General features: G+C 69.3%; 22 protein-coding genes. 9 read left to right on the top strand and 13 right to left on the bottom strand.

The window, feature by feature from the left end; genetic code table 11:
* The first annotated feature begins 4 nt into the window (after positions 1-4).
* Together fmt and truA are read left to right on the top strand one after the other, a co-directional pair.
* On the top strand, positions 5-952 hold the full coding sequence (gene fmt, locus ABIE65_RS07395; RefSeq protein WP_354076740.1) for a methionyl-tRNA formyltransferase: 948 nt from the start codon (positions 5-7) through the stop codon (positions 950-952).
* The gene (gene truA / locus ABIE65_RS07390) at positions 949-1,707 is read left to right on the top strand and encodes a tRNA pseudouridine(38-40) synthase TruA (RefSeq protein ID WP_354076738.1); all 759 of its coding nucleotides are present in this window, start codon (positions 949-951) and stop codon (positions 1,705-1,707) included. The genes fmt and truA overlap by 4 nt, the downstream gene beginning before the upstream one ends.
* Here the strand turns inward: truA and ABIE65_RS07385 are convergent.
* From ABIE65_RS07385 to hspQ, 5 genes are all read right to left on the bottom strand, one after another.
* A complete protein-coding gene (locus tag ABIE65_RS07385) occupies positions 1,691-2,278 on the bottom strand; it encodes a hypothetical protein (RefSeq protein ID WP_354076737.1) in 588 nt (195 codons plus the stop codon). The genes truA and ABIE65_RS07385 overlap by 17 nt on opposite strands.
* 13 nt (positions 2,279-2,291) lie before the next feature.
* Entirely contained in the window at positions 2,292-3,461 is a 1,170-nt protein-coding gene (dapE, locus tag ABIE65_RS07380; protein WP_354076735.1) for a succinyl-diaminopimelate desuccinylase, read from the bottom strand.
* On the bottom strand, positions 3,458-4,318 hold the full coding sequence (gene dapD, locus ABIE65_RS07375) for a 2,3,4,5-tetrahydropyridine-2,6-dicarboxylate N-succinyltransferase (protein ID WP_354076733.1): 861 nt from the start codon (positions 4,316-4,318) through the stop codon (positions 3,458-3,460). Before dapD ends, dapE begins: the two co-directional genes overlap by 4 nt.
* Positions 4,319-4,408: 90 nt before the next feature.
* A complete protein-coding gene (locus tag ABIE65_RS07370; RefSeq protein WP_354076731.1) occupies positions 4,409-5,137 on the bottom strand; it encodes an ATP12 family chaperone protein in 729 nt (242 codons plus the stop codon).
* Positions 5,138-5,161: 24 nt separating this feature from the next.
* The gene (gene hspQ / locus ABIE65_RS07365) at positions 5,162-5,503 is read right to left on the bottom strand and encodes a heat shock protein HspQ (protein WP_354076729.1); all 342 of its coding nucleotides are present in this window, start codon (positions 5,501-5,503) and stop codon (positions 5,162-5,164) included.
* 179 nt (positions 5,504-5,682) lie between these two features.
* Between hspQ and ABIE65_RS07360 the strand changes: the two genes are divergently transcribed.
* Entirely contained in the window at positions 5,683-6,087 is a 405-nt protein-coding gene (locus ABIE65_RS07360; protein ID WP_354076727.1) for a DUF3775 domain-containing protein, read from the top strand.
* 24 nt (positions 6,088-6,111) lie between these two features.
* On the opposite strand, the gene ABIE65_RS07355 is transcribed toward ABIE65_RS07360, so the two are convergent.
* The 3 genes from ABIE65_RS07355 to ABIE65_RS07345 all read right to left on the bottom strand — a co-directional run bounded on the left by ABIE65_RS07355 (position 6,112) and on the right by ABIE65_RS07345 (position 9,053).
* Positions 6,112-6,426 (bottom strand): NIPSNAP family protein, encoded by a 315-nt coding sequence (locus tag ABIE65_RS07355; RefSeq protein WP_354076725.1) that lies wholly within the window; start codon positions 6,424-6,426, stop codon positions 6,112-6,114.
* 74 nt (positions 6,427-6,500) lie between these two features.
* On the bottom strand, positions 6,501-7,745 hold the full coding sequence (locus ABIE65_RS07350; RefSeq protein WP_354076723.1) for a Zn-dependent hydrolase: 1,245 nt from the start codon (positions 7,743-7,745) through the stop codon (positions 6,501-6,503).
* 69 nt (positions 7,746-7,814) lie between these two features.
* Entirely contained in the window at positions 7,815-9,053 is a 1,239-nt protein-coding gene (locus ABIE65_RS07345; protein ID WP_354076722.1) for an MFS transporter, read from the bottom strand.
* A 93-nt stretch (positions 9,054-9,146) separates the two neighbouring features.
* On the opposite strand from ABIE65_RS07345, the gene ABIE65_RS07340 reads away from it, so the two are divergent.
* The 3 genes from ABIE65_RS07340 to ABIE65_RS07330 all read left to right on the top strand — a co-directional run bounded on the left by ABIE65_RS07340 (position 9,147) and on the right by ABIE65_RS07330 (position 12,715).
* Entirely contained in the window at positions 9,147-9,728 is a 582-nt protein-coding gene (locus ABIE65_RS07340; RefSeq protein ID WP_354076720.1) for a PRC-barrel domain-containing protein, read from the top strand.
* A 180-nt stretch (positions 9,729-9,908) separates the two neighbouring features.
* Positions 9,909-11,936 (top strand): elongation factor G, encoded by a 2,028-nt coding sequence (locus ABIE65_RS07335; protein ID WP_354076718.1) that lies wholly within the window; start codon positions 9,909-9,911, stop codon positions 11,934-11,936.
* Complete coding sequence (locus ABIE65_RS07330) at positions 11,933-12,715, top strand: 2-keto-4-pentenoate hydratase (protein ID WP_354076717.1); 783 nt, start codon at positions 11,933-11,935, stop codon at positions 12,713-12,715. Before ABIE65_RS07335 ends, ABIE65_RS07330 begins: the two co-directional genes overlap by 4 nt.
* A gap of 6 nt (positions 12,716-12,721) precedes the next feature.
* Here ABIE65_RS07330 and ABIE65_RS07325 read toward each other — a convergent pair whose 3' ends face one another.
* Together ABIE65_RS07325 and ABIE65_RS07320 are read right to left on the bottom strand one after the other, a co-directional pair.
* Positions 12,722-13,183, bottom strand: a complete 462-nt coding sequence (locus ABIE65_RS07325; protein WP_354076715.1) for an NUDIX hydrolase — start codon at positions 13,181-13,183, stop codon at positions 12,722-12,724.
* A gap of 158 nt (positions 13,184-13,341) precedes the next feature.
* Positions 13,342-13,962: a class I SAM-dependent methyltransferase gene (locus ABIE65_RS07320; protein ID WP_354076713.1), complete on the bottom strand. Its 621-nt coding sequence runs from the start codon at positions 13,960-13,962 to the stop codon at positions 13,342-13,344.
* Positions 13,963-14,083: 121 nt separating this feature from the next.
* Between ABIE65_RS07320 and ABIE65_RS07315 the strand changes: the two genes are divergently transcribed.
* The gene (locus ABIE65_RS07315) at positions 14,084-14,719 is read left to right on the top strand and encodes a peroxiredoxin (RefSeq protein ID WP_354076711.1); all 636 of its coding nucleotides are present in this window, start codon (positions 14,084-14,086) and stop codon (positions 14,717-14,719) included.
* 10 nt (positions 14,720-14,729) lie between these two features.
* Here ABIE65_RS07315 and ddpX read toward each other — a convergent pair whose 3' ends face one another.
* On the bottom strand, positions 14,730-15,287 hold the full coding sequence (gene ddpX, locus ABIE65_RS07310) for a D-alanyl-D-alanine dipeptidase (RefSeq protein WP_354077412.1): 558 nt from the start codon (positions 15,285-15,287) through the stop codon (positions 14,730-14,732).
* 31 nt (positions 15,288-15,318) lie between these two features.
* Positions 15,319-16,002 carry a rhomboid family intramembrane serine protease gene (locus tag ABIE65_RS07305; RefSeq protein WP_354076710.1) on the bottom strand — a complete coding sequence of 228 codons (684 nt, stop codon included), beginning with the start codon at positions 16,000-16,002 and terminating at the stop codon, positions 15,319-15,321.
* 79 nt (positions 16,003-16,081) lie between these two features.
* Here ABIE65_RS07305 and glgC point away from each other — a divergent pair, with 79 nt between their 5' ends.
* Entirely contained in the window at positions 16,082-17,353 is a 1,272-nt protein-coding gene (glgC, locus tag ABIE65_RS07300) for a glucose-1-phosphate adenylyltransferase (protein WP_354076708.1), read from the top strand.
* Positions 17,354-17,358: 5 nt separating this feature from the next.
* A complete protein-coding gene (gene glgA, locus ABIE65_RS07295) occupies positions 17,359-18,795 on the top strand; it encodes a glycogen synthase GlgA (protein ID WP_354076706.1) in 1,437 nt (478 codons plus the stop codon).
* A gap of 9 nt (positions 18,796-18,804) precedes the next feature.
* Here the strand turns inward: glgA and ABIE65_RS07290 are convergent, their stop codons facing one another.
* The gene (locus tag ABIE65_RS07290) at positions 18,805-19,248 is read right to left on the bottom strand and encodes a cupin domain-containing protein (RefSeq protein ID WP_354076704.1); all 444 of its coding nucleotides are present in this window, start codon (positions 19,246-19,248) and stop codon (positions 18,805-18,807) included.
* Between the last annotated feature and the right edge of the window lie 47 nt (positions 19,249-19,295).

Genomic DNA, 19,295 nt, shown 5'->3' with positions numbered 1-19,295 from the left:
GCCGATGCAGCGGCTGCGGCTGATCTTCATGGGAACGCCCGACTTCGCCGTGCCCGCGCTGGCGGCGTTGCGCGATGCCGGGCACGAGATCGTCGCGGTCTACTCCCAGCCGCCCCGCCCGGCGGGCCGCGGTCACGCCGAACGGCCATCGCCGGTCCAGACGTTTGCCGAAGCCCACGGTCTCCCGGTGCGGACGCCCAGGACGCTACGCGACCCGGCAGCGCAGGCCGATTTCGCGGCCTTCGGCGCCGATGCCGCGGTCGTCGCCGCCTACGGGCTGATCCTGCCGCAGGCGGTGCTCGACGCGCCGCGCCTCGGCTGTATCAACATCCACGGCTCGCTGCTGCCGCGCTGGCGCGGTGCGGCGCCGATCCAGCGGGCCATCCTCGCCGGGGACGACGAGACCGGCATCACGATCATGCAGATGGACGCGGGCCTCGACACCGGGCCCATGCTCCTGCGCGAGAGCGTGCCGATCGGCCCGCGGACGACCGCTGGCGATCTGCACGACACGCTGGCGGAGATCGGTGCGCGGCTGATCGTCGAGGCCATGCAGGGTGTGGCGGCCGGCTCGCTGAAGGCTGAACCGCAGCCGGCCGAGGGTGCCACCTACGCCGCCAAGCTCGGCCGCGACGAGGGCCGGCTGGACTGGACGCGGCCGGCGCTGGAACTCGATCGCCGGGTGCGTGCGCTCAACCCCTGGCCGGGCACCTGGTTCGTGCACGACGGCGCCAAGATCAAGGTCCTGGACGCCGTCGCCGATCCTGCGGCGGGTGGCGACCCGGGGACCGTGCTGCCTGGGGGCCTGACGATCGCCTGCGGCGAGGGCGGCCTGCGGCTCCTGCGCCTGCAGCGGGCCGGGCGCGCCCCCGTCGATGCGGAGGCCTTCCTGCGCGGCTACGCGCTGGCGCCGGGGACACGGCTTCCGCGCGGGGACGAGCCGGCGCCGTGACGCGCTGGAAGATCACCATCGAGTATGACGGCTCCGGCTTCGTCGGCTGGCAGCGCCAGGCGAACGGACTGTCGGTGCAGCAGGCGATCGAGGAGGCGATCGAAGCCTTCTGCGGTGAGCGGCCGGCCGTCATGGGCGCCGGCCGCACCGATTCCGGCGTCCATGCACTGGCGCAGGTGGCGCATTTCGATCTCGCGCGCCAGACGAACCCGGTCACCGTGCGGGAAGCGCTCAACCATCACCTGAAGCCGGTGCCGGCTGCGATCCTCATGGCCGAGGCGGTGGACGACGCGTTCGACGCGCGGCGCTCTGCGGTCGGGCGGGCCTATCTCTACCGGATCTTCAACCGAAGGGTGCGGCCGGTGATCGATCGCGGCAAGGTCTGGCACGTCCCTGCGCCGCTCGACGTCGACGCGATGCACGCGGCGGCGCAGTGCCTCGTCGGCCGGCACGACTTTTCCAGCTTCCGCGCCGCGGAATGCCAAGCGAAGTCGCCCGTCCGGACGCTCGACAGGCTGACCGTGACGCGCGTCGGCGAGGAGGTCCACCTGCGCGCCGCGGCGCGCTCCTTCCTGCACAACCAGGTGCGGATTCTCACGGGGACGCTGAAGCTGGTCGGTGAGGGCAAATGGCCCGTCGACCGGGTCGCGGCGGTGCTCGCCGCCTGCGATCGCCGTGTCGCCGGCCCCACCGTGCCGCCGCACGGCCTCTACCTGACCGATGTCGTCTACGAAACGGCTACATCGGCTGGGTGACGATCGCGTCCGCGGCTCCCGAAACCATCAGCCCGAGCAGCAGGTCCAGCGCCACGATTCCGGCCGCGCCGATCCCATTGATCTGCAGGGCCGTGCGCGCGACGAACCAGTGGAACATCAGCGTCCAGATCAGCACGCCGAAATAGACGATGCCGAGGACGGCGGTCGGGATCGTGCCGGAGGCCCCGAGCAGGGCCAGCACGCCGAAGACTCCCAGCGGGATGACGCTGCACCAGTTGGCCGCGATGATGTACGACACGTAGAACTGCTCGCGGCCGATGAAGCGCGTGACGTAGATCATCGCCAGCGGGAAGGCGAACCAACCGCAGACATAGGCGATGGCCTGGGTCAGGAAATACGCCGTCGCCGTCACGGTAACCGGCATCTCGCCCGGTTCGGCCTGCCCCGCCGCGAGGATGGCGACGTAGAAGGGCAGCGCGACAACGCCGGCGAAAAAGGAGCGCCAGAAGCCGTCGATGCCGGTGTCGAACGACTGGAGCCCGGACGGGTCGCGGGCGGCGAGGCGGAAGGCGCCCTGCAGGTTGCGTGCGATCTCCGCTCCGCCGATCATCGCGGCGCCGGGATCATCTGCCGGCGAGGTGGTCGCGAAGGACGAGCGCGTAGATCTGGGTCAGCCTGTCGAGATCGTCCAGCCGGACGTTCTCGTCGACCTTGTGCGCCATCTCGTTCACCAGCCCGCATTCGATCACCGGGCAGTGGTCCTTGATGAATCGGGCGTCGGACGTCCCGCCGGAGGTGCTGAGTTCCGGCGGCGCGCCGCAGACCCGCTCGATGGCGGACACCAGGGCGTCGCTGAGCGGCCCGGGCGCCGTCAGAAAGGATTCGCCGCTGACCGATGCGGTGAGTTCGTAGCGGCTCCCGCAGGCGTCGAGGCGGCGGCGCAGCGCCTCGTCGAGCGACCTGCCGCTCCAAAGGTCGTTGAAGCGGACGTTGAATCCCGCGCTGACCGTCGCGGGGATCAGATTGGTCGTCGGATTGCCCACGTCGACCGTCGTCACCTGCAGGCCCGACGGCTGGAAATGTTCGGTGCCCTGGTCCAGCGGCGGCGAGACCAGTGCGTCGAGCAACCGGATCATCCGGTGGACGGGGTTGTCGGCCTGGTCCGGATAGGCGACGTGCCCCTGGACGCCGAAAGCCTTCAGACGGCCGTTGTAGCTGCCGCGGCGGCCGATCTTGATCATCTCGCCCATTTCGGCGGGATTGGTCGGCTCGCCCACGATGCACGCGTCGAGGCGCTCGCCACGTTCCGCCAGCCAGTGCAGCACCTTGATCGTGCCGTTGACCGCCGGGCCTTCCTCGTCGCCCGTGATCAGGAAGCTGACCGAGCCCTTGAATGGTCCGCCCTCGGCGACGACTCGGGCGAAGCCGGCGACGAATGCGGCGATCGCCCCCTTCATGTCGACGGCGCCGCGGCCGTACATACGGTCGTCCGCGATCTCCGCGCCGAACGGGTCGTGCGTCCAGTCGGCCGGATCGCCGACCGGCACCACGTCGGTGTGGCCGGCGAAGCAGAGGTTGGGTCCGTCGGTGCCGAAGCGGGCGTAGAGATTGTCGACCTCGGGCGTCCCGGGCTCCGAGAACGGAAGCCGGTGACAGACGAAGCCGAGTCGGCTGAGAGCGTCCTGCAGGACGTCGAGGGCGCCCGCGTCGGTCGGCGTGACGCTCGGCCGACGGATCAGGTCGGCCAGCAGCGGAACCGGATCGCCGAGTGCCGCGGCGTCCGGCCCGGTCATGTGCGGAGCAGCTCGTTGATCGAGGTGCGCGAGCGCGTCTTCTCGTCCACCCGCTTGACGATGACCGCGCAGTAGAGCGACGGGCCCGGGCTACCGTCGGGCAGGGCCTTGCCGGGCAGGCTGCCCGGCACCACGACGGCGTAGGACGGCACGCGGCCGATGTAGATCTGGCCGGTGTCGCGGTCGATCACCTTGGTCGAGCCGGCGATGAAGGTGCCCATCGCCAGGACGGCGCCTTCCTCGATGATCACGCCCTCGGCCACTTCGCTGCGCGCGCCGATGAAGCAGTTGTCCTCGATGATGACCGGTGCCGCCTGCAGCGGCTCCAGCACGCCGCCGATGCCGACGCCGCCGGAGATGTGGCAGTTCTTGCCGACATAGGCGCAGGAGCCGACCGTCGACCAGGTGTCGATCATCGTGCCGCTGTCGACATAGGCGCCGACGTTCACGAAGGAGGGCATCAGCACGACGTTCGGCGCGATGTAGGCGGAGCGGCGGACGACGCAGTTCGGGACGGCGCGGAAGCCGGCGGCCTTGAAGCTGTTTTCGCCCCAGCCGGCGAACTTGGACGGGACCTTGTCGAACCAGGGCGAGTCGCCGAGCTCGGGATCGCGCGGCCCCCCCGGAACGGCGACGGAATCCCACAGCCGGAAGGACAGGAGCACGGCCTTCTTCAGCCACTCGTTCACGCGCCAGGCGCCGTCGACCTTCTCGGCGACGCGCAGAGCGCCCTCGTCCAGGCCCTCAATGGCGGCCATGACGGCGTCGCGCTTTTCGCCGCGCGTCCCGGAGGACAGCGTGTCCTTGACGTCCCACGCGGCGTTGATAATGGATTCGAGTTGCCGGGTATCGGTCATCGCGCTGCTCCGCTTGAAGGCGGCGAGAAGATGCGGCAGGCCCGTGGGCCTGTCAACGCGGCCAGAACCGCGACGGGCAGGTTCCGAGAATCAGGCCCCGGGGAACCCGCCGCCGCCGGCGACGGGGCGCGACAGCGCGTGATAGCGCGCGGCGGCGACGATGTCGGCGCTGGTGACGGCGCGCCGTTCGACGGCGTGATCCTCGCTGCCCCACTGCTCGGCCTGCCAAAGCTCGTCCAGATGGGCCGCTTCGATCGCCGCTTCCGGGTCGAGCCGGCCCTCGATCAGCGCGAGGGCGAGGACGAGCGAACCGGTCGCGGCGGCCGCGCAGCTGACGGCCGTCAGCGCATCGTCGTCGAGTGCTGCAAGGGCCGCGCGCACCGCCCGGCCGGCCGCTTCGGGCTGGCTGACCGGCATGACGCCGCTGGTCACGGTGAGGCGGGCGTCGAAGCGCTGCTCCAGCCAGTCGACCAGCGGCTGCCAGCAGGCGTCCTGGCGGGCGACGAGTTCGCGCGGGCTGTCGGCGCGGTAGCACACCATGTCCGACTGGACGAAGCCCAGGAGCTGATCGGTGACCGGCCCGCGCAGCGGACCGACGCGGTCCGCCGCCGTCGAGGCGAGGCTGGTCAGCGGCATGCTGTTCGGGTCGATCTTCTCGCTCTGCGCCCGCCACTCCGCGGCGATCGCCTCCGCCAATGCGTCGGTGGCGATGTCGAGATGGACGCGTCCCGGGGTGCGGACCGGCCGGCCATCCAGAAGAATGCGCCAGACGCCGTCCGTCGGCCCCTCGATGTCGACGGTCTTGTAGAATCGCTTCACGGGCAGGCTCTCGGCGCCTCGGGATCAGTGCAGCAGGGAGCGGTGGTCGCGAAGTTCATAGCGGCCGTCCTTCAGCTCGCCGAAGAGCTGGGCCACCGCCGGGTGGTTGACCGGCTTGCCCGTCTCGTCCTCGAGCAGGTTCTGCTCCGACACGTAGGCGACGTAGGTGTTCTGCTCGTTCTCGGCGAGCAGGTGGTAGAACGGCTGGTCCTTGCGCGGCCTGACGTTCTCGGGGATCGATTCCCACCATTCCTCGGTGTTGTTGAACTCCGGATCGACATCGAAAATGACGCCGCGGAACGGGAACAGGCGGTGCTTCACCACCTGTCCGATCGGGAAAAGTGCCTCTCTCCTGACCTTGTTCATCGTCTGCCGTCGTCTCGGATGTGCCGTCGCGGGGGCACAGGATCAGAAGATAGGTGCAATGTCATCCGGGTCCAAGGCGAAGCGGTCCGCCGGCCCCGGGGACGCCGGCCTGCAGAGGATATCGAACCGTCCGCGGCCCGCACCGTTCTGCCTGCACACGCTATGCGCAGGAGCGATCGATGCTGCAGATGGATTCGGACAAGGTCTGCTGGGTGGTGATGAAGGCGCGCGCCTACGACGCGACGGAGCCGCCGGCGGTCGAAGACGAAGGCGGGAACGAGATCGACGACGATTTCCGCGAGGTGCTGGAAGATCAGCCGGACGACCCGACGCGCGAAGAACTGGCGGCGTTCATCGAGGCGATGAACGAGGACGAGCAGGCCGAACTCGTGGCGCTCGCGTGGCTCGGCCGTGGCGACTATACCGCGGACGAGTGGTCGGACGCCGTGGCCGCGGCGCGCGAACGCCACAGCGGCCCGACCAGCGAGTACCTGCTCGGGATCCCCGTGCTGCCCGACTATCTCGAAGAGGGACTGGCGGCGTTCGGTCTGTCCTGCACGGACTTCGAAGCCGATCATCTCTGAATCGGCGCGGCCCCGGCGGAGCCGTCAGCGGATGGGCGAGAAGGAGGCGGGCCGCATGATCTTGTCCTCCTGGGCCGTCACCATGCCCGCGGTCTTCGCGAGATAGTCGCCCCACGCCGGGTCCGCATCGCGGGCGGCGCGCTTGGCCTCGAAGTCGGCGAGGCTGTCATAGGTCCAGATGTGGACGACCTGGTTGAGCGCGCCGATCTGGCTGATGAAGTAGCCGGCGAGCGTCAGCCCGTGCCGCTGCGCCACCGGCAGGGCATGCGCCTCGAACAGGCCGACATACTCGTTCATGCGGCGCGGCACGATGGTGTAGGTGCGGACGTCGGCGATCATCCCGGTCTCCTCGGTTGCAGGCTCCGGGATGATCTGCGCGCCTCACCGCCCGGGCAAGGGGCGGAGCCCCCGTCTCAGGGGCGTTCGGCCATCTCCAGCAGCACGTCGCAGATGACCTGTGTGCCCGCCGCGAGATGCTCCGGCTCGGCATTCTCCGCCTCGTTGTGGCTGAGGCCGCGCTCGCACGGCACGAACACCATGCCCGTCGGACACATGGTGTGCATGTAGCGGGCATCGTGTCCGGCACCCGAGTAGATGCGCATCTTAGGGTAGCCGTGCGCGTCGGCCGAGCGCTCGATGGCATCCAGCATCGTGTCCGGGAAGTCGATCGGCGCCGCGTTCGAGGGCTCGCGCACCGTCACCTCGCATGGGCCGGCATGCTTGCGGCAGACGGCTTCCACCTGGTCGCCCAGGCGCTTCAGGACGTCGGCGGAGGGATTGCGGAAGTCGACGGTGAAGAACACCCTACCCGGCACCACCACCACGGCGCCCGGAGAAACCTCGAACCGTCCGATGGTGAAGCGCAGCACGTCCTCGGGATCGTGGAACAGGTCGCGCAGGGCGCGGGCCATGTCCGTCGCGGCGACAAAGGCGTCCTTGCGCCGGCTGAGCGGGGTCGTGCCGGAATGGGCGTCCTCGCCGACCACGTCGACGAAGAAGCGGCGATTGCCCTGCATGCCGGTGACGACGCCGATGACGTTTCCGGTGGCCTCCAGCAGCGGCCCCTGCTCGATATGGAGTTCGATGAAGCCCGCGACCGGCGTGCCGAGCGCGCGCGGCTGCGCATCGGGCAGGGCGGCCTTGAGCGCCGCGACGCAGGATCCCATCGAGATGCCGTCGGCGTCGGTGCCGGCGAGCATCGTCTGCAGGTCGCTCTTCCCGCAATAGACGGCGGAGCCCATCACGCCGGGCGTGAAGCGCGCACCCTCCTCGTTGTTCCAGATGGCGCACTCGATCGGACGGCGCGTCTCGATCCCCGCATCGTCGATCGCCTCCAGCGCCTCGAAGGCTGCCAGCACGCCGGAGATGCCGTCGAAGCGGCCGCCGGTGGGCTGGGTGTCGCTATGCGACCCGCTCATCGCCGGGGCCAGCGTCGGGTCGGTGCCGTCTCGGCGGACGAACATGTTGCCCATGTCGTCGAGATAGACGCCGAAGCCGCGGGCCTTCGCCCAGTCGGCGATCGTGCGATGCGCGACGATGTCCTCCTCGGTCAGCGCCAAGCGGTTCACGCCCCCCTTCGGCGTGCCGCCGATCTTCGCCATGTCCATGTGCCGCTGCCACAGACGCTCGCCGTCGATCCTGACCGTGCCTGCCTTCATGTCGTCCGTCCCTCGGTTGGCGGGTCCGTGCGGAACCCTTCATCGTGCTGCCTGCCAGAAGCGTGCCGGTCAGCGGCAGTCCTCGGGCGGCTCCGGATCGTCCTCGCATCCGCTGTAGACCAGAAGCCCGGCCAGGGAAACCGCTCCGAGGAAGCCGAAGACCGTGCGGTAGGCCGCTTCCGGCGCCGCTGCGCCGGCGTCCGCGAAGGCTTCGACGATGAGCCCGGTCAGCGACTGCCACAGGAACACGCCGAAGATCGAGGCAGTGTTCTGCAGGGTCAGCCCGCGGCCGAGCAGATGCGCCGGCAGCACGGCGCGGGCATGGGCGTGCAGGAGCATGAAGTAGCTGCCGAAGAAGGCCAGGAGGAAGAGGGTCGGCGCCGCTAGCCACAGCGGCGGCGCCTCGAGGATGGCCATCAGCCAGAAGAGGCCGATGCCGATCGCCGTCCCCGGCACGATCAGGCGTTTCGGGGAGCGCACCCAGGGAGCCAGCCATCCATAGCCGAGGGCGCCGGCGATGATCGCGAGGTTCACGCCGAGCAGGACGTTGCCGCGGCCGACCGCGCCGAGATCATGAACGTCCTCGAGATAGGGGCCGGCCCAGAGGCCGGCGACGGACATCAGGCTGCCATACCCGACGAACTGCAGGGCGGCGATGCGGCGCAGGCGGCCGTTGCGCAGCACGGCCGCCATGCCGCGCAGGATCTCTCCGGCTCCGGCTCCCGTCCCTGCCCCGTGCGTCCCGGGTGCGTTGGTCTCAGGCCGGTCGCGGACGACGAGAAAGATCAGCGCGGCGAGGCAGGCGGTCGCTGCCGCCATGCCGACGAAGGCGCCGCGCCAGCCGACCGCCGCGGTCACCGCGGCGAGTGGCGTGGTCGCGAGCAGGGTTCCCGATCCGCCGATCGCGAAGAGCAGCGCGCTGAGCGGGGCGAAGCGGTGCGGCGGGAACCAGCGTCCAAGGATCACGAGCGCGCCCATCAGGCCGACGGCACAGCCGACGCCCATCAGCGCCCGCGCCACGGTCAGGGCGACGGCGCTGTTCGCTACGGCGAACAGCAGCGATCCCGCGACCGCAACGCTCATGACCGCCGCCATCGTGCGGCGCGGGCCCCACCGGTCGAGCAGGATTCCGCCCGGTATCTGCGCGCAGGCGAAGGTGAGGAAGAAGGCGCCGGTCATGGCGCCCAGCACGGCGGGCGACAGATCGAGTTCGCGCATGAGTTCCGGCGCGATGACGGCGTTCGAGACGCGGAAGAACTGGCTGGAGAGATAGGCCGCCGACAGGACCGCGAAGATGCGCCAAGCCATTCAGAATATTCTTTTTATGGTGGACAGAAGCCGGGAACCGGTCAGCAGGCTTGTTGTTGATGAGCCAGTTACATCAGTGACGAGGGTATTCCAATGACCAAGAATCTGTTGCTCGGCAGCGCGATCGCGATGTTCCTCGCTGCGCCGGTGATGGCCCAGACTACCCCTCCGAAGGCAGGCGATACCACGCCGCCGGCGTCGTCCAGCACCATGTCGAAGCCGGGTGGGGCCGACACGATGGGCAAGCCGAGCGAGACGATGGCGGCGCCGTCGGCGACGACCGCGGCTGCGACGGGGGCGTTTCTCGATAAGCAGGAGGCCGGGCAGATGCGCGCCGACGAGATCATCGGCGCGTCGGTCAAGAATCCGAAGGACGAGGACGTCGGCACGATCGACGACCTGATCTTCGACAAGGACGGCAAGATCGTCGGTGCAGTCGTGTCCGTGGGCGGCTTCCTCGGCATGGGCGCGAAGTCGGTGGGTGTCGACTGGAACGAATTGCAGGTCCGGTCGAGCGACGCGATCGTCGTCCAGTGGACGAAGGAGGAACTGCAGTCGGCTCCCGACTTCCAGACCCAGGAGGATATCAAGGCGGAGCGCGACTCGGCCGCACGCGGTGCTGGCACGCCGCCGGCCGGCGGGATGGGCGCCCCGTCCACCGCCCCGACCCGGTAGGGTGAAAGGCGCGGGGCCTGAGCAAGGGCCCCGACGACCGCTGACGATGGAAGCCGGCCCGGCGGACGCGGGGCCGGCTTTCGCATGAGTGCGGCCGCCGATTCCCGTTGCCACCGTCCCCGTTGCTTGAAAACATGCCGTGGCGACATGCCAGCGAAGCATGCGTCAAGGGAGGGCCGGATGAACGATGGATCAACTGCCCGAAGCCGCTGCGTAGCACTCGTCGGGCCGTATCTCAGCGGCAAGACGACCCTTCTCGAAAGCCTGCTGCACGCGACCGGCGCGATCCCGCGCAAAGGTTCGGTGCGCGACGGAACGTCGGTCGGCGACGGTGCGCCGGAGGCGCGCGCCAAGCAGATGACCGTCGAAATCACCGCGGTCGACACCGCCTATCTCGGCGACTCATGGTCGTTCCTCGACAGTCCGGGCTCGATCGAGTTTCTGCAGGACGCGCAGAACGCCTGCATGGTGGCCGATCTGGCCGTCGTGGTCTGCGATCCCGAGCCGGCGCGCGCACTGACGGTGGCGCCGATCCTCCGCTTCCTCGACGCGAACGCGATTCCCCATCTCCTCTTCATCAACAAGATGGATGCGGCGAGCGATCGCGTGCGCGAAATCCTGGCGGCGCTGCAGGGCGTCTCGCAGCGCCCGCTCGTGCTGCGCCAGGTGCCGATCCGCGAGGGGGAGGCGATCGTCGGCTATGTCGACCTCGTGAGCGAGCGGGCGTATCGCTACCGGGCCGGCCAGCCCTCCGACCTGATCGAGCTGCCGTCGGACATCTTGGAGCGCGAGCAGGAAGCCCGCCAGGCGATGATCGAGGCGCTGGCCGACCATGACGACGACCTGCTGGAGCAGGTCCTCGAGGACAAGGTGCCCGCGCCGCAGGACATCTACGGCTATGTGCGCAAGGAACTGCGCGACGACCTGATCGTGCCGGTCCTCCTGGGATCCGCCCTGAACGACGGCGGCGTGCGCCGCCTGCTGAAGGCGCTGCGCCACGATACGCCGACCCTGGAGGCGAACGTCGCCCGGCGCGGCCTGCAGGAGGCGGGCGAGGTGGTCGTGCAGATCGCGCGCACGACCTATGTGCCGCATACCGGCAAGGTGGCGCTCGCACGAGTCCTGCGTGGGACCCTGAAGGAGGGGGCGACGCTGGGCGGCGAGCGTCTGGGCAACCTGATGCGCCCGTTCGGGACGAGTTTCTCCAAGATTCCGTCGGCCGGCCCCGGTGACGTCGTCGCCATCGGCCGGCTGGAAACGCTCAGGACCGGTGATGTCCTGACTCCGGCCGGCACGTCGCGGGCAGCCGACTGGCCCAAGCCGCTGCCGCCGATCTTCTCGCTCGCGGTCCAGCCGGAGAACCGGCAGGACGAGGTCAAGCTGTCCAGCGCCATCGCCCGGCTGATCGAGGAGGACGCATCCTATTCCGTCGAGCAGGACGCCGAGCTGCACCAACTCCTGCTCTGGGGCCAGGGCGAGCAGCATCTTCAGGTCGCCCTGATGCGCCTGGGCAGCAAGTGGAACGTCAACGTCCGGGCGGCCCGGCCGCTGACGCCCTACCGCGAGACGATCCGCAAGAGCGTCGAGCAGCATGCCCGCCACAAGCGGCAGACGGGCGGGCACGGGCAGTTCGCCGATATCCATGTCGAGATCGCGCCGCTGCCGCGCGGCGAAGGTTTCGCCTATGGCGACCGGGTGGTCGGCGGGGCCGTGCCGAAACAGTACATTCCCGCGGTCGAGGCGGGGGTGAAGGATTATCTCGCGCGCGGGCCGCTCGGCTTTCCGGTGGTCGATGTCGCGGTGACGCTCCTCGACGGCAAGTTCCACGCCGTCGACAGCTCCGAAATGGCGTTCAGGACGGCCGGGCGCCTGGCGATGTCGGAGGGCATGCCGAAATGCGGGCCGGTCCTGCTGGAGCCGATCCTGAGGGTGACGGTACACGTCCCGAACGACTATACATCCAACGTGCAGCGCCTCCTTTCGGGGCGCCGCGGACAGCTTCTCGGCTATGACGGCCGCGAGGGCTGGCCGGGCTGGGATTCCGTCCAGGCGTTTCTGCCTCAGTCGGAGATGCACGACCTGATCGTCGAGCTGCGGTCGCTGACGATGGGTGTCGGGTCCTTCGACTGGAGCTTCGATCATTTGCAGGAGTTGACCGGGCGGCTGGCCGACGAGGTCGTCAAAGCCCGGATGGAGGCGACGCAGTGAACCAGGAAAAGATACAGAAGGCGGCGGCATTCCTCGCGGAATCGACCGCGAAGCGGCAGCGGCGGAATCTGCCGGACGACCTGAAGCCGGCGAACGAGGCGGAAGCGGTCGCGATTTGCGAAGCGGGCTGGGCGCTGACCGGCGGCGATCCGGCGGGCTGGAAGATCGGCGCCGCCGATCCGAAGGCGCGCGCGGCCATGGGCCTCACGGTTCCGTTCCTCGGCCGGATCGAGAAGGCCGGCATTCGCCACGGCGACCAGACCTTCCCGTTCGCCGACATGCGGCGGCCGATCGTGGAATCGGAATACGGCTATCGCATGGGCCGCGACCTGCCGCCGCGCGCCGAGCCCTACACCCGCGCCGAGGTCGAGGACGCGGTCGAGGCGCTGCTGATCGGCATCGAGGTGCCGGAGAGCAGGCTCGAGGACGATCACGGTCTCGCCGGCCTGGGGTCGGCCTGCGACAACGGCGCCTCCAGCCTCTATGTCGAGGGCAAGTCGTTCACCGACTGGCGCGGCATCGATCTGCTCGGCCACGACGTCGTCATGACGATCAACGGCGAGGAGCGCGGCCGCGGCACCGGAGCGGCGGTGATGGGCCATCCGATGGACGCGCTCGTCTGGTTCGTGAACCACATGTCGGCCAACGGGCGCACGCTGAAGGCTGGTCAGTTCGTGACCACCGGCTCGTGCACCGGGGTCATTCCGGTGAAGCCGGGCGAGACCTGCGTGGCCGATTTCGGGCCGCTCGGCAAGATCACGGTCGCCTTCCCCGCCTAAGCTCCGTTACTCGGCGAGCTGCCTCGATGGCGATGGCCCCGCGCCGGTCGCCATTGAGGCGAAGCGCAGCAGCAGGTCGACGAGGCCGCCGTCGCTGACCATCAGGGCCGCCTCGGCCGGAGTCACCCAGGCGCGCTCGCGCCGGCCGCGTTCGGGCCAAGCGTTCAGCTCACGCTCGACCCGCATCAGGAAGACGTCGACCCGGCAGCGCTGCACCTTCTTCGGGCGGATCGTCTTCTCATAGTGGTAGACCCCGAAGGGCTGCTCGTCGATCGGCCCCTTTATCCCGGCCTCCTCGTAGGCTTCACGCGCTGCCAGTTCATGCGGCAGGGCGTCCTTCTCCGGCCAGCCCTTGGGGATGATCCAGCGCCGCGTCTGGAGCGACGTCACCAGGAGAACGCGCGCGCCATGTTGGTCCCAGCGGTAGGGCAGGGCGGCGTACTGGTGACGGAGCTTCGGATTCTTCATCGTGGCAGAAAGATGGGCCTTTCGAGCCGGTTTGACACGGCTTCGCTGCACACCGAGGGGCCGGAACGCCGATTCCTGCATCACTTGTCATAAAACTGTAATGGTCAATACGGATGACCGGCCGAATGGGTCTAGTGCCGCGGCAGCCCTCGTCCCGGCTACGGCTGCCGCGCGACCACATGGCGGATGTGCCAGTGCTTGCGACGCCCGCGTGGCGTCACGCCGTCGGCCTCCTCCTCGTCCAGCATCTCGACCTCCAGGCCCTCCAGCATCGCCGCCGTCTGTTCGGCGGTATGGCAGGTGAGGTGCGGATCGCGGGCGAAATCGTCGCGTTCGCCGTAGAACTGGCCGGCGAACCGCCCGCCGGGGCGGAGCGAGCCGCGGATCGCCGCCCACACGGCCGGGAAGGCCGCCGGCCGGCAGATGGGCAGCGAGAAGCTCGCATTCACGAGGTCGACCTCCGGCCAGCGCGCTTCTTCGAACCGCGCCGTCCGGGTGACCAGGCCGCCGGATCGCGGCAGGTCGGGGCGGCCGCCCAGGCTCTGCGCCGCCTGCGGCTCGGCGTCGATGGCGAGCACCTGCCAGCCGCGGCGCAGCAGCTCGACGGCGTCGCGGCCGCCGCCGCTGCCGAGATCGACGGCGCGACCTTTCGTCCGCCCCTCGTCCTCGAAGAGCGACAGTGCGCGCAGCAGCGTCGGGCGCGGCGGACGTGCCTCCGTCGCGGAATAATAGGCTTTCCAGTCCCGCGGCCCCTTCGCGTCCCGGTCCGATTCCGTCATGTCGCGGCCCCCCTGACCTTTCACCGAGATACCAGTGATATCCTTTGCCGATGTGCGGAGCGGGTCCATATCCTCCGCACCGACCGGCTTTGGCCGGCAACCGGGCGAGGGAGAAAACCACATGACGCTGCAACTCGGTGACATCGCGCCGAACTTCACGGCCGAGACCACGCAGGGCAAGATCGACTTCCACGAGTTCATCGGAAACGGCTGGGCCGTCCTGTTTTCGCATCCCGCGAACTTCACCCCCGTCTGCACGACCGAACTCGCCGAGGTCGCGCGGCTGAAGCCGGAGTTCGACAGGCGGAACGTCAAGGTCATCGGCCTGTCCGTCGACGAGCTGCCCTCCCACGCGAAGTGGGAGAAGGACATCGAGGAGACCCAGGGCCAGTCCGTAAACTTCCCGATCATCGCCGACGCGGACCGCAACGTGTCGACCCTCTACGGGATGATCCACCCGAACGCCGACGCCAAGGTTACGGTGCGCTCGGTCTTCGTCGTCGGGCCGGACAAGAAGGTGAAGCTGATCATCACCTACCCGCCATCCACCGGCCGGAACTTCGACGAGATCCTGCGGGTCATCGATTCGCTGCAGCTGACGGCCGATTTCAAGGTCGCCACGCCGGTGAACTGGAACCACGGCCAGGACGTGATCATCGTGCCCTCGGTGAACAACGAGGACGCGAAGACGCTCTTCCCGGGCGGCTGGAAGGAACTGAAGCCCTACCTGCGCATGGTCCCGCAGCCGAAGCGCTGACCTGCGGCGCTCAGGCCGGCGTCATGATGTTGGTGCCGGCCTCGACGTCGGTGAGCGAAGCGAACCGGCGGCTGTCGAACAGCTGGTAGTGCCACCATTCGTTCCGGTAGAAGTCCCAGCCCGCCGCCGTCATGATCCCCAGCAGGATCAGGCGGTTGCGCTGGGCCTCCGCCGGGATGTCGGTCACGCCGTGGTGCGACTGGGGCCGCAGGTCGTCGAAGCCGGTGCCCATGTCGAGCACGCTGCCGTCCGGCCGTAGGAGGGTCAGGTCGACCGCGGCGCCGCGCGTATGCGGGCCGCCCTTGCGCGGATCGGCGACATAGTTCGGATCGGGCGTGTGGTTCCACAGCGCCCACTGCGCCTCCACCGGCCGGAAGGCATCGTAGACGCGCAGCCGCAGGTCGAGACCGGCGGCAATGGCGACCGCGCGCCGCAGCGCCGCCTCGGCTTCGGGCAGCAGGAAACAGGCAGCCCGGACGTAGATAGGCTTGCCGGTGAAGTTCTCGGGCGTCGCATAGGCGAGGTCGATCTCGACCCCGTGCGACTCTGGCGTGATCTCGACGAGCATCATCCTGCTATGGCCGGCCGCGGCGCGGCCGTCAACGGCGACGCGCAGGGGGATGGCGCGCCAGCAGGTGGATCAGCAGAAAGCCCACGACGAAGCCGCCCACATGCGCCTCCCATGCGATTCCCGGCCCCGGCAGGAACTGCATGCCGGCCAGCCCGACCAGCAGGTTGAGGCCCATGATCACCGCGACGAACGTCAGCGCGCCGCGACGGCTTGCGGCGACGTCCCCCCGGAAGAGGTACGGCACCGCGGCGCCCAGCAGGCCGTAGACGCCGCCCGACGCCCCGATCACCGCGATCGGCGCCGCACCCACCGAGAGCGCCTGCGCCAGCGCCGCCGCGATGCAGCAGGCGAAGAAGAGCAGCAGCATGCGCGCCGTTCCGATCGTCCACTCCACCATGCTGCCGAAGGCGAGCAGGAAGCCGACGTTGAGGAACAGGTGCATGCCGTCGCCGTGCAGAAAGGCATAGCTGAGGAGGGAGAAAAGCTCCCCCGCCAGCAACCCTTCGCCCTGCGGCCCAAACTGCGCCAGGAACGCCGCCGGCACGAAGGCGAAGCGCTCGATCAGCGCATCCTGTACACTGTATGGCAGCATCACCCGGACGAAATGTGCCGCCGCGATGGCGATGCACAGGATCACCGTTCCGGGTGGCGCGTTGAATATGGGCTGGCGGTCGGCGGGCCGCGGGCGATAGACCGGCTGGGGCGAGTGCATGCGCCGCAAGGTGGGGCTGGAGCGGCCAGCGGGTCAACAGCGGTGACGGCCGCCGGCGTCGAAACGGGATGAAACGGCCATGGCCGAGACGATTTTGGAAGAACATTCGCGGCTGCAGCTGCCGCGTCGCGCCTACACGCTGGTCCTCGCCGGCGGCCGCGGCAGCCGCCTCCATGAACTGACAGACAATCGGGCGAAGCCCGCCGTCTATTTCGGCGGCAAGTTCCGCATCATCGATTTCGTGCTGTCGAACTGCATCAACTCGGGACTGCGGCGGATCGGCGTGCTGACCCAGTACAAGTCGCACAGCCTGCTGCGCCACCTGCAGCGCGGCTGGTCCTTCCTGCGCCCGGAAGCCAACGAGTTCATGGACCTTCTGCCGGCGCAGCAGCGCATCGACGAGGTGTCCTGGTACAGCGGCACCGCCGACGCGGTCTATCAGAACCTCGACATCATCCGTGCGAACGGACCGGAGTTCGTCGTGGTCCTCGCGGGCGACCATATCTACAAGATGGACTATTCGCGCATGCTCGCCTCGCACGTGGAGACGGGGGCGGAATGCACCGTCGGCTGCATTGAGGTGCCGCTCGAGGAAGCCCGCGGCTTCGGCGTGATGCATGTCGACGAGAACCTGCGCATCGTCGACTTCATCGAGAAGTCGCCAACGCCGCCGTCCATGCCGGGCAAGCCCGACAGGGCGCTGGCGAGCATGGGCATCTACGTCTTCAACGCGGCCTATCTGTACGACCGGCTGGCGCAGGATGCGGCGAAGCCCGGTTCGACACACGATTTCGGCAAGGACCTCATCCCCGACATCGTGGCCAAGGGGGAGGCGGTGGCCCATCCCTTCGCGCTGAGCTGCGTGTCGGAGGGCGACGCCGAATCCTACTGGCGCGACGCCGGCACCCTCGACGCCTACTGGGCCGCGAACATCGACCTCTGCGCGGTCACGCCCGAACTCGACATGTATACGGCGAACTGGCCGATCATCACGCACCAGGAACAGCTGCCGCCGGCCAAGTTCGTCTTCGACGACGACACCCGCCGCGGCATGGCGCTCGATTCGCTGGTGTCCGGCGGCTGCATCATCTCCGGCTCCGCGGTGCGGCGCTCGCTGCTCTTCTCGCGCTGCCGCGTCGATTCATGGGCGGAACTGAACGGTGCCGTGCTGCTGCCCGAGGTCCGGGTGAACCGCTATGCGCGGCTGAAGAACGTCATCGTCGACCGCGGCTGCAACATTCCCCGCGGGCTCGTCGTGGGCGAGGATCCCGAGGAGGACGCCTGCCGGTTCCGCAGGTCGGACAAGGGCATCACCCTGATCACACGGGCCATGCTCGAACGGCTCGGCTGACGCCGATGCGCATCCTGCACGTCGCGGCGGAACTCTATCCCTCCGTGAAGACCGGGGGGCTGGGCGACGTGGTCGCCGCCCTGCCCGCCGCGCTCGCCGCCCGGGGCGAGGACGTCCGCCTTCTCCTGCCCGGATTCCCCGGCTTCCTCGCCGGAATCGAGGGCCTGGAGACGGTGTGCGCCGTTCCCGCCCCCGCCTGGGCGGGCGAGCCGGTACTGCAGCGGGGCCGCGTGCCGGGCAGCGGGCTCGTCGCGTACGTGCTGCATGCGCCCGCACTTTACGACCGGCCCGGCCATGTCTACGTGTCCCCCGACGGCCGCGACTGGCCGGACAATCACCGGCGCTTCGCGCTGCTCGGCATGGCCGCGGCGCAGGTCGCCGCCGGCCTCGATCCGTCCTGGCGGCCGGAGACGGTGCATGCGCACGACTGGCACGCGGCACTCGCGCCGGTCTACATGGCGACGACGGACGGTGCGGGCGTGCCGTCGGTCCTGACCATCCACAACCTCGCCTTCCAGGGGCTCTTCCCGGCGCACGCCTTCGCCGACCTCGGACTGCCGATCGCGCTGTTCGGCATGGACGGGCTGGAGTTCTGGGGACGCGTCTCCTTCATGAAGGGCGGCCTGCTCTTCGCCGATCGCATCACCACGGTCAGCCCGACCTATGCGGCGGAGATCGTGACGCCGGAGCACGGCATGGGGCTGGACGGGGTGCTGCGTGCGCGTGGGAGCGCGGTCTCCGGCATCCTGAACGGCGTCGACTACGCGGTCTGGGATCCGGCGGTGGACGCGCTGCTGCCGGCGCCCTACGGGCCGGCGGATCTGGCCGGAAAGGCGCGGTGCAAGGCGGCGCTGCAGGTGGAGATGGGGCTGGCCGCCGATCCGGACGCGTTCCTGCTGGGCGCCGTGACGCGGCTGACCGGGCAGAAGGGGTTCGACCTGGTGCTGGACGCGGCGCCCTCCCTCGGCGGGCTGGGCTGCCAGCTGGCGATGCTCGGTTCCGGCGAACCGGCGCTGGAAAGCGGCTTCGCCCGTCTCGCACGGGCCGACGGCCGCCGTGTGGCGGTGCGCATCGGCTACGACGAGGCGCTGGCGCACCGGATCATCGCCGGTGCCGACGCCATGCTGGTGCCGTCGCGCTTCGAGCCCTGCGGCCTGACCCAACTCTACGCCATGCGCTACGGCACGCCGCCGATCGTCCGCCGGACGGGAGGACTCGCCGATACCGTCGCCGACGCCCGCGACGCGGTCGGCACGGGCTTCCTGTTCGACGCGATCGACCCTGACGCGTTCCTGGGCGCCGCAACCCGCGCGGCACTGCTGCGGCGCGATCCGGCGCGGTGGGAGGCGGTGGTCCGGGCGGGGATGTCCGCCGACTTCAGCTGGTCGCGCGCCGCGGAACGCTACGCCGACCTCTATCGCGATATCGCGCGGCCGGCGTGACGCCGGCGGCTATTGCGGGGCGGGTGCCGGCTTCGCGTCGGCCTTGCCGCCGCCGCCCATGTAGACGGCGATCATGCTGACCGGCACCGTCCCCTTGTTGGTGCCGTTGTGCGGCCAGTTCATCGCCTCCATGAGCGAATCGCCGGCGGCATAGACCTTGGTGCCCTTCTCGCCGTAGTCGACGGTGATCGCTCCCTCCAGGATATGGACGAAGAGCGGGACCTCGTGCACATGCCAGCCGGTCTCCCGCCCGGGCGGGAGCGTCACGATGGCCGCCGTGATCACCGGCGCACCCTCGGGATAGGCGAGCGGCTGTCCGACGATGTCCGTCCCCGCCTTGAGCAGCGGCGTCAGGAGGGTCTGGTAGGAAACGGGCTGGTCCGCGACGGCGGGGAGGGCCGTCGCGAAGGGAAGAGCCGCCGCGAAGAGCGGGCCGAGCCAGGAGGCTTTCATGCGGGGTATGTCCAGCCGTCATCGTTGCAGGATTCACCCCATTAGAC

The sequence above is a fragment of the Constrictibacter sp. MBR-5 genome, assembly GCF_040549485.1.
In the GTDB taxonomy this organism is placed as follows: domain Bacteria; phylum Pseudomonadota; class Alphaproteobacteria; order JAJUGE01; family JAJUGE01; genus Constrictibacter.
This window is presented reverse-complemented; position numbering and strand designations above follow the sequence as displayed.

Coding starts and splice junctions, on each gene's coding strand:
- fmt (WP_354076740.1), top strand. CDS start 5: ATGCAGCGGCTGCGGCTGATCTTCATGGGAACGCCCGACTTCGCCGTG.
- ABIE65_RS07385 (WP_354076737.1), bottom strand. CDS start 2,278: ATGATCGGCGGAGCGGAGATCGCACGCAACCTGCAGGGCGCCTTCCGC.
- dapE (WP_354076735.1), bottom strand. CDS start 3,461: ATGACCGGGCCGGACGCCGCGGCACTCGGCGATCCGGTTCCGCTGCTG.
- dapD (WP_354076733.1), bottom strand. CDS start 4,318: ATGACCGATACCCGGCAACTCGAATCCATTATCAACGCCGCGTGGGAC.
- hspQ (WP_354076729.1), bottom strand. CDS start 5,503: ATGAACAAGGTCAGGAGAGAGGCACTTTTCCCGATCGGACAGGTGGTG.
- ABIE65_RS07360 (WP_354076727.1), top strand. CDS start 5,683: ATGCTGCAGATGGATTCGGACAAGGTCTGCTGGGTGGTGATGAAGGCG.
- ABIE65_RS07355 (WP_354076725.1), bottom strand. CDS start 6,426: ATGATCGCCGACGTCCGCACCTACACCATCGTGCCGCGCCGCATGAAC.
- ABIE65_RS07350 (WP_354076723.1), bottom strand. CDS start 7,745: ATGAAGGCAGGCACGGTCAGGATCGACGGCGAGCGTCTGTGGCAGCGG.
- ABIE65_RS07345 (WP_354076722.1), bottom strand. CDS start 9,053: ATGGCTTGGCGCATCTTCGCGGTCCTGTCGGCGGCCTATCTCTCCAGC.
- ABIE65_RS07340 (WP_354076720.1), top strand. CDS start 9,147: ATGACCAAGAATCTGTTGCTCGGCAGCGCGATCGCGATGTTCCTCGCT.
- ABIE65_RS07335 (WP_354076718.1), top strand. CDS start 9,909: ATGAACGATGGATCAACTGCCCGAAGCCGCTGCGTAGCACTCGTCGGG.
- ABIE65_RS07325 (WP_354076715.1), bottom strand. CDS start 13,183: ATGAAGAATCCGAAGCTCCGTCACCAGTACGCCGCCCTGCCCTACCGC.
- ABIE65_RS07320 (WP_354076713.1), bottom strand. CDS start 13,962: ATGACGGAATCGGACCGGGACGCGAAGGGGCCGCGGGACTGGAAAGCC.
- ABIE65_RS07315 (WP_354076711.1), top strand. CDS start 14,084: ATGACGCTGCAACTCGGTGACATCGCGCCGAACTTCACGGCCGAGACC.
- ddpX (WP_354077412.1), bottom strand. CDS start 15,287: ATGCTCGTCGAGATCACGCCAGAGTCGCACGGGGTCGAGATCGACCTC.
- ABIE65_RS07305 (WP_354076710.1), bottom strand. CDS start 16,002: ATGCACTCGCCCCAGCCGGTCTATCGCCCGCGGCCCGCCGACCGCCAG.
- glgC (WP_354076708.1), top strand. CDS start 16,082: ATGGCCGAGACGATTTTGGAAGAACATTCGCGGCTGCAGCTGCCGCGT.
- glgA (WP_354076706.1), top strand. CDS start 17,359: ATGCGCATCCTGCACGTCGCGGCGGAACTCTATCCCTCCGTGAAGACC.
- ABIE65_RS07290 (WP_354076704.1), bottom strand. CDS start 19,248: ATGAAAGCCTCCTGGCTCGGCCCGCTCTTCGCGGCGGCTCTTCCCTTC.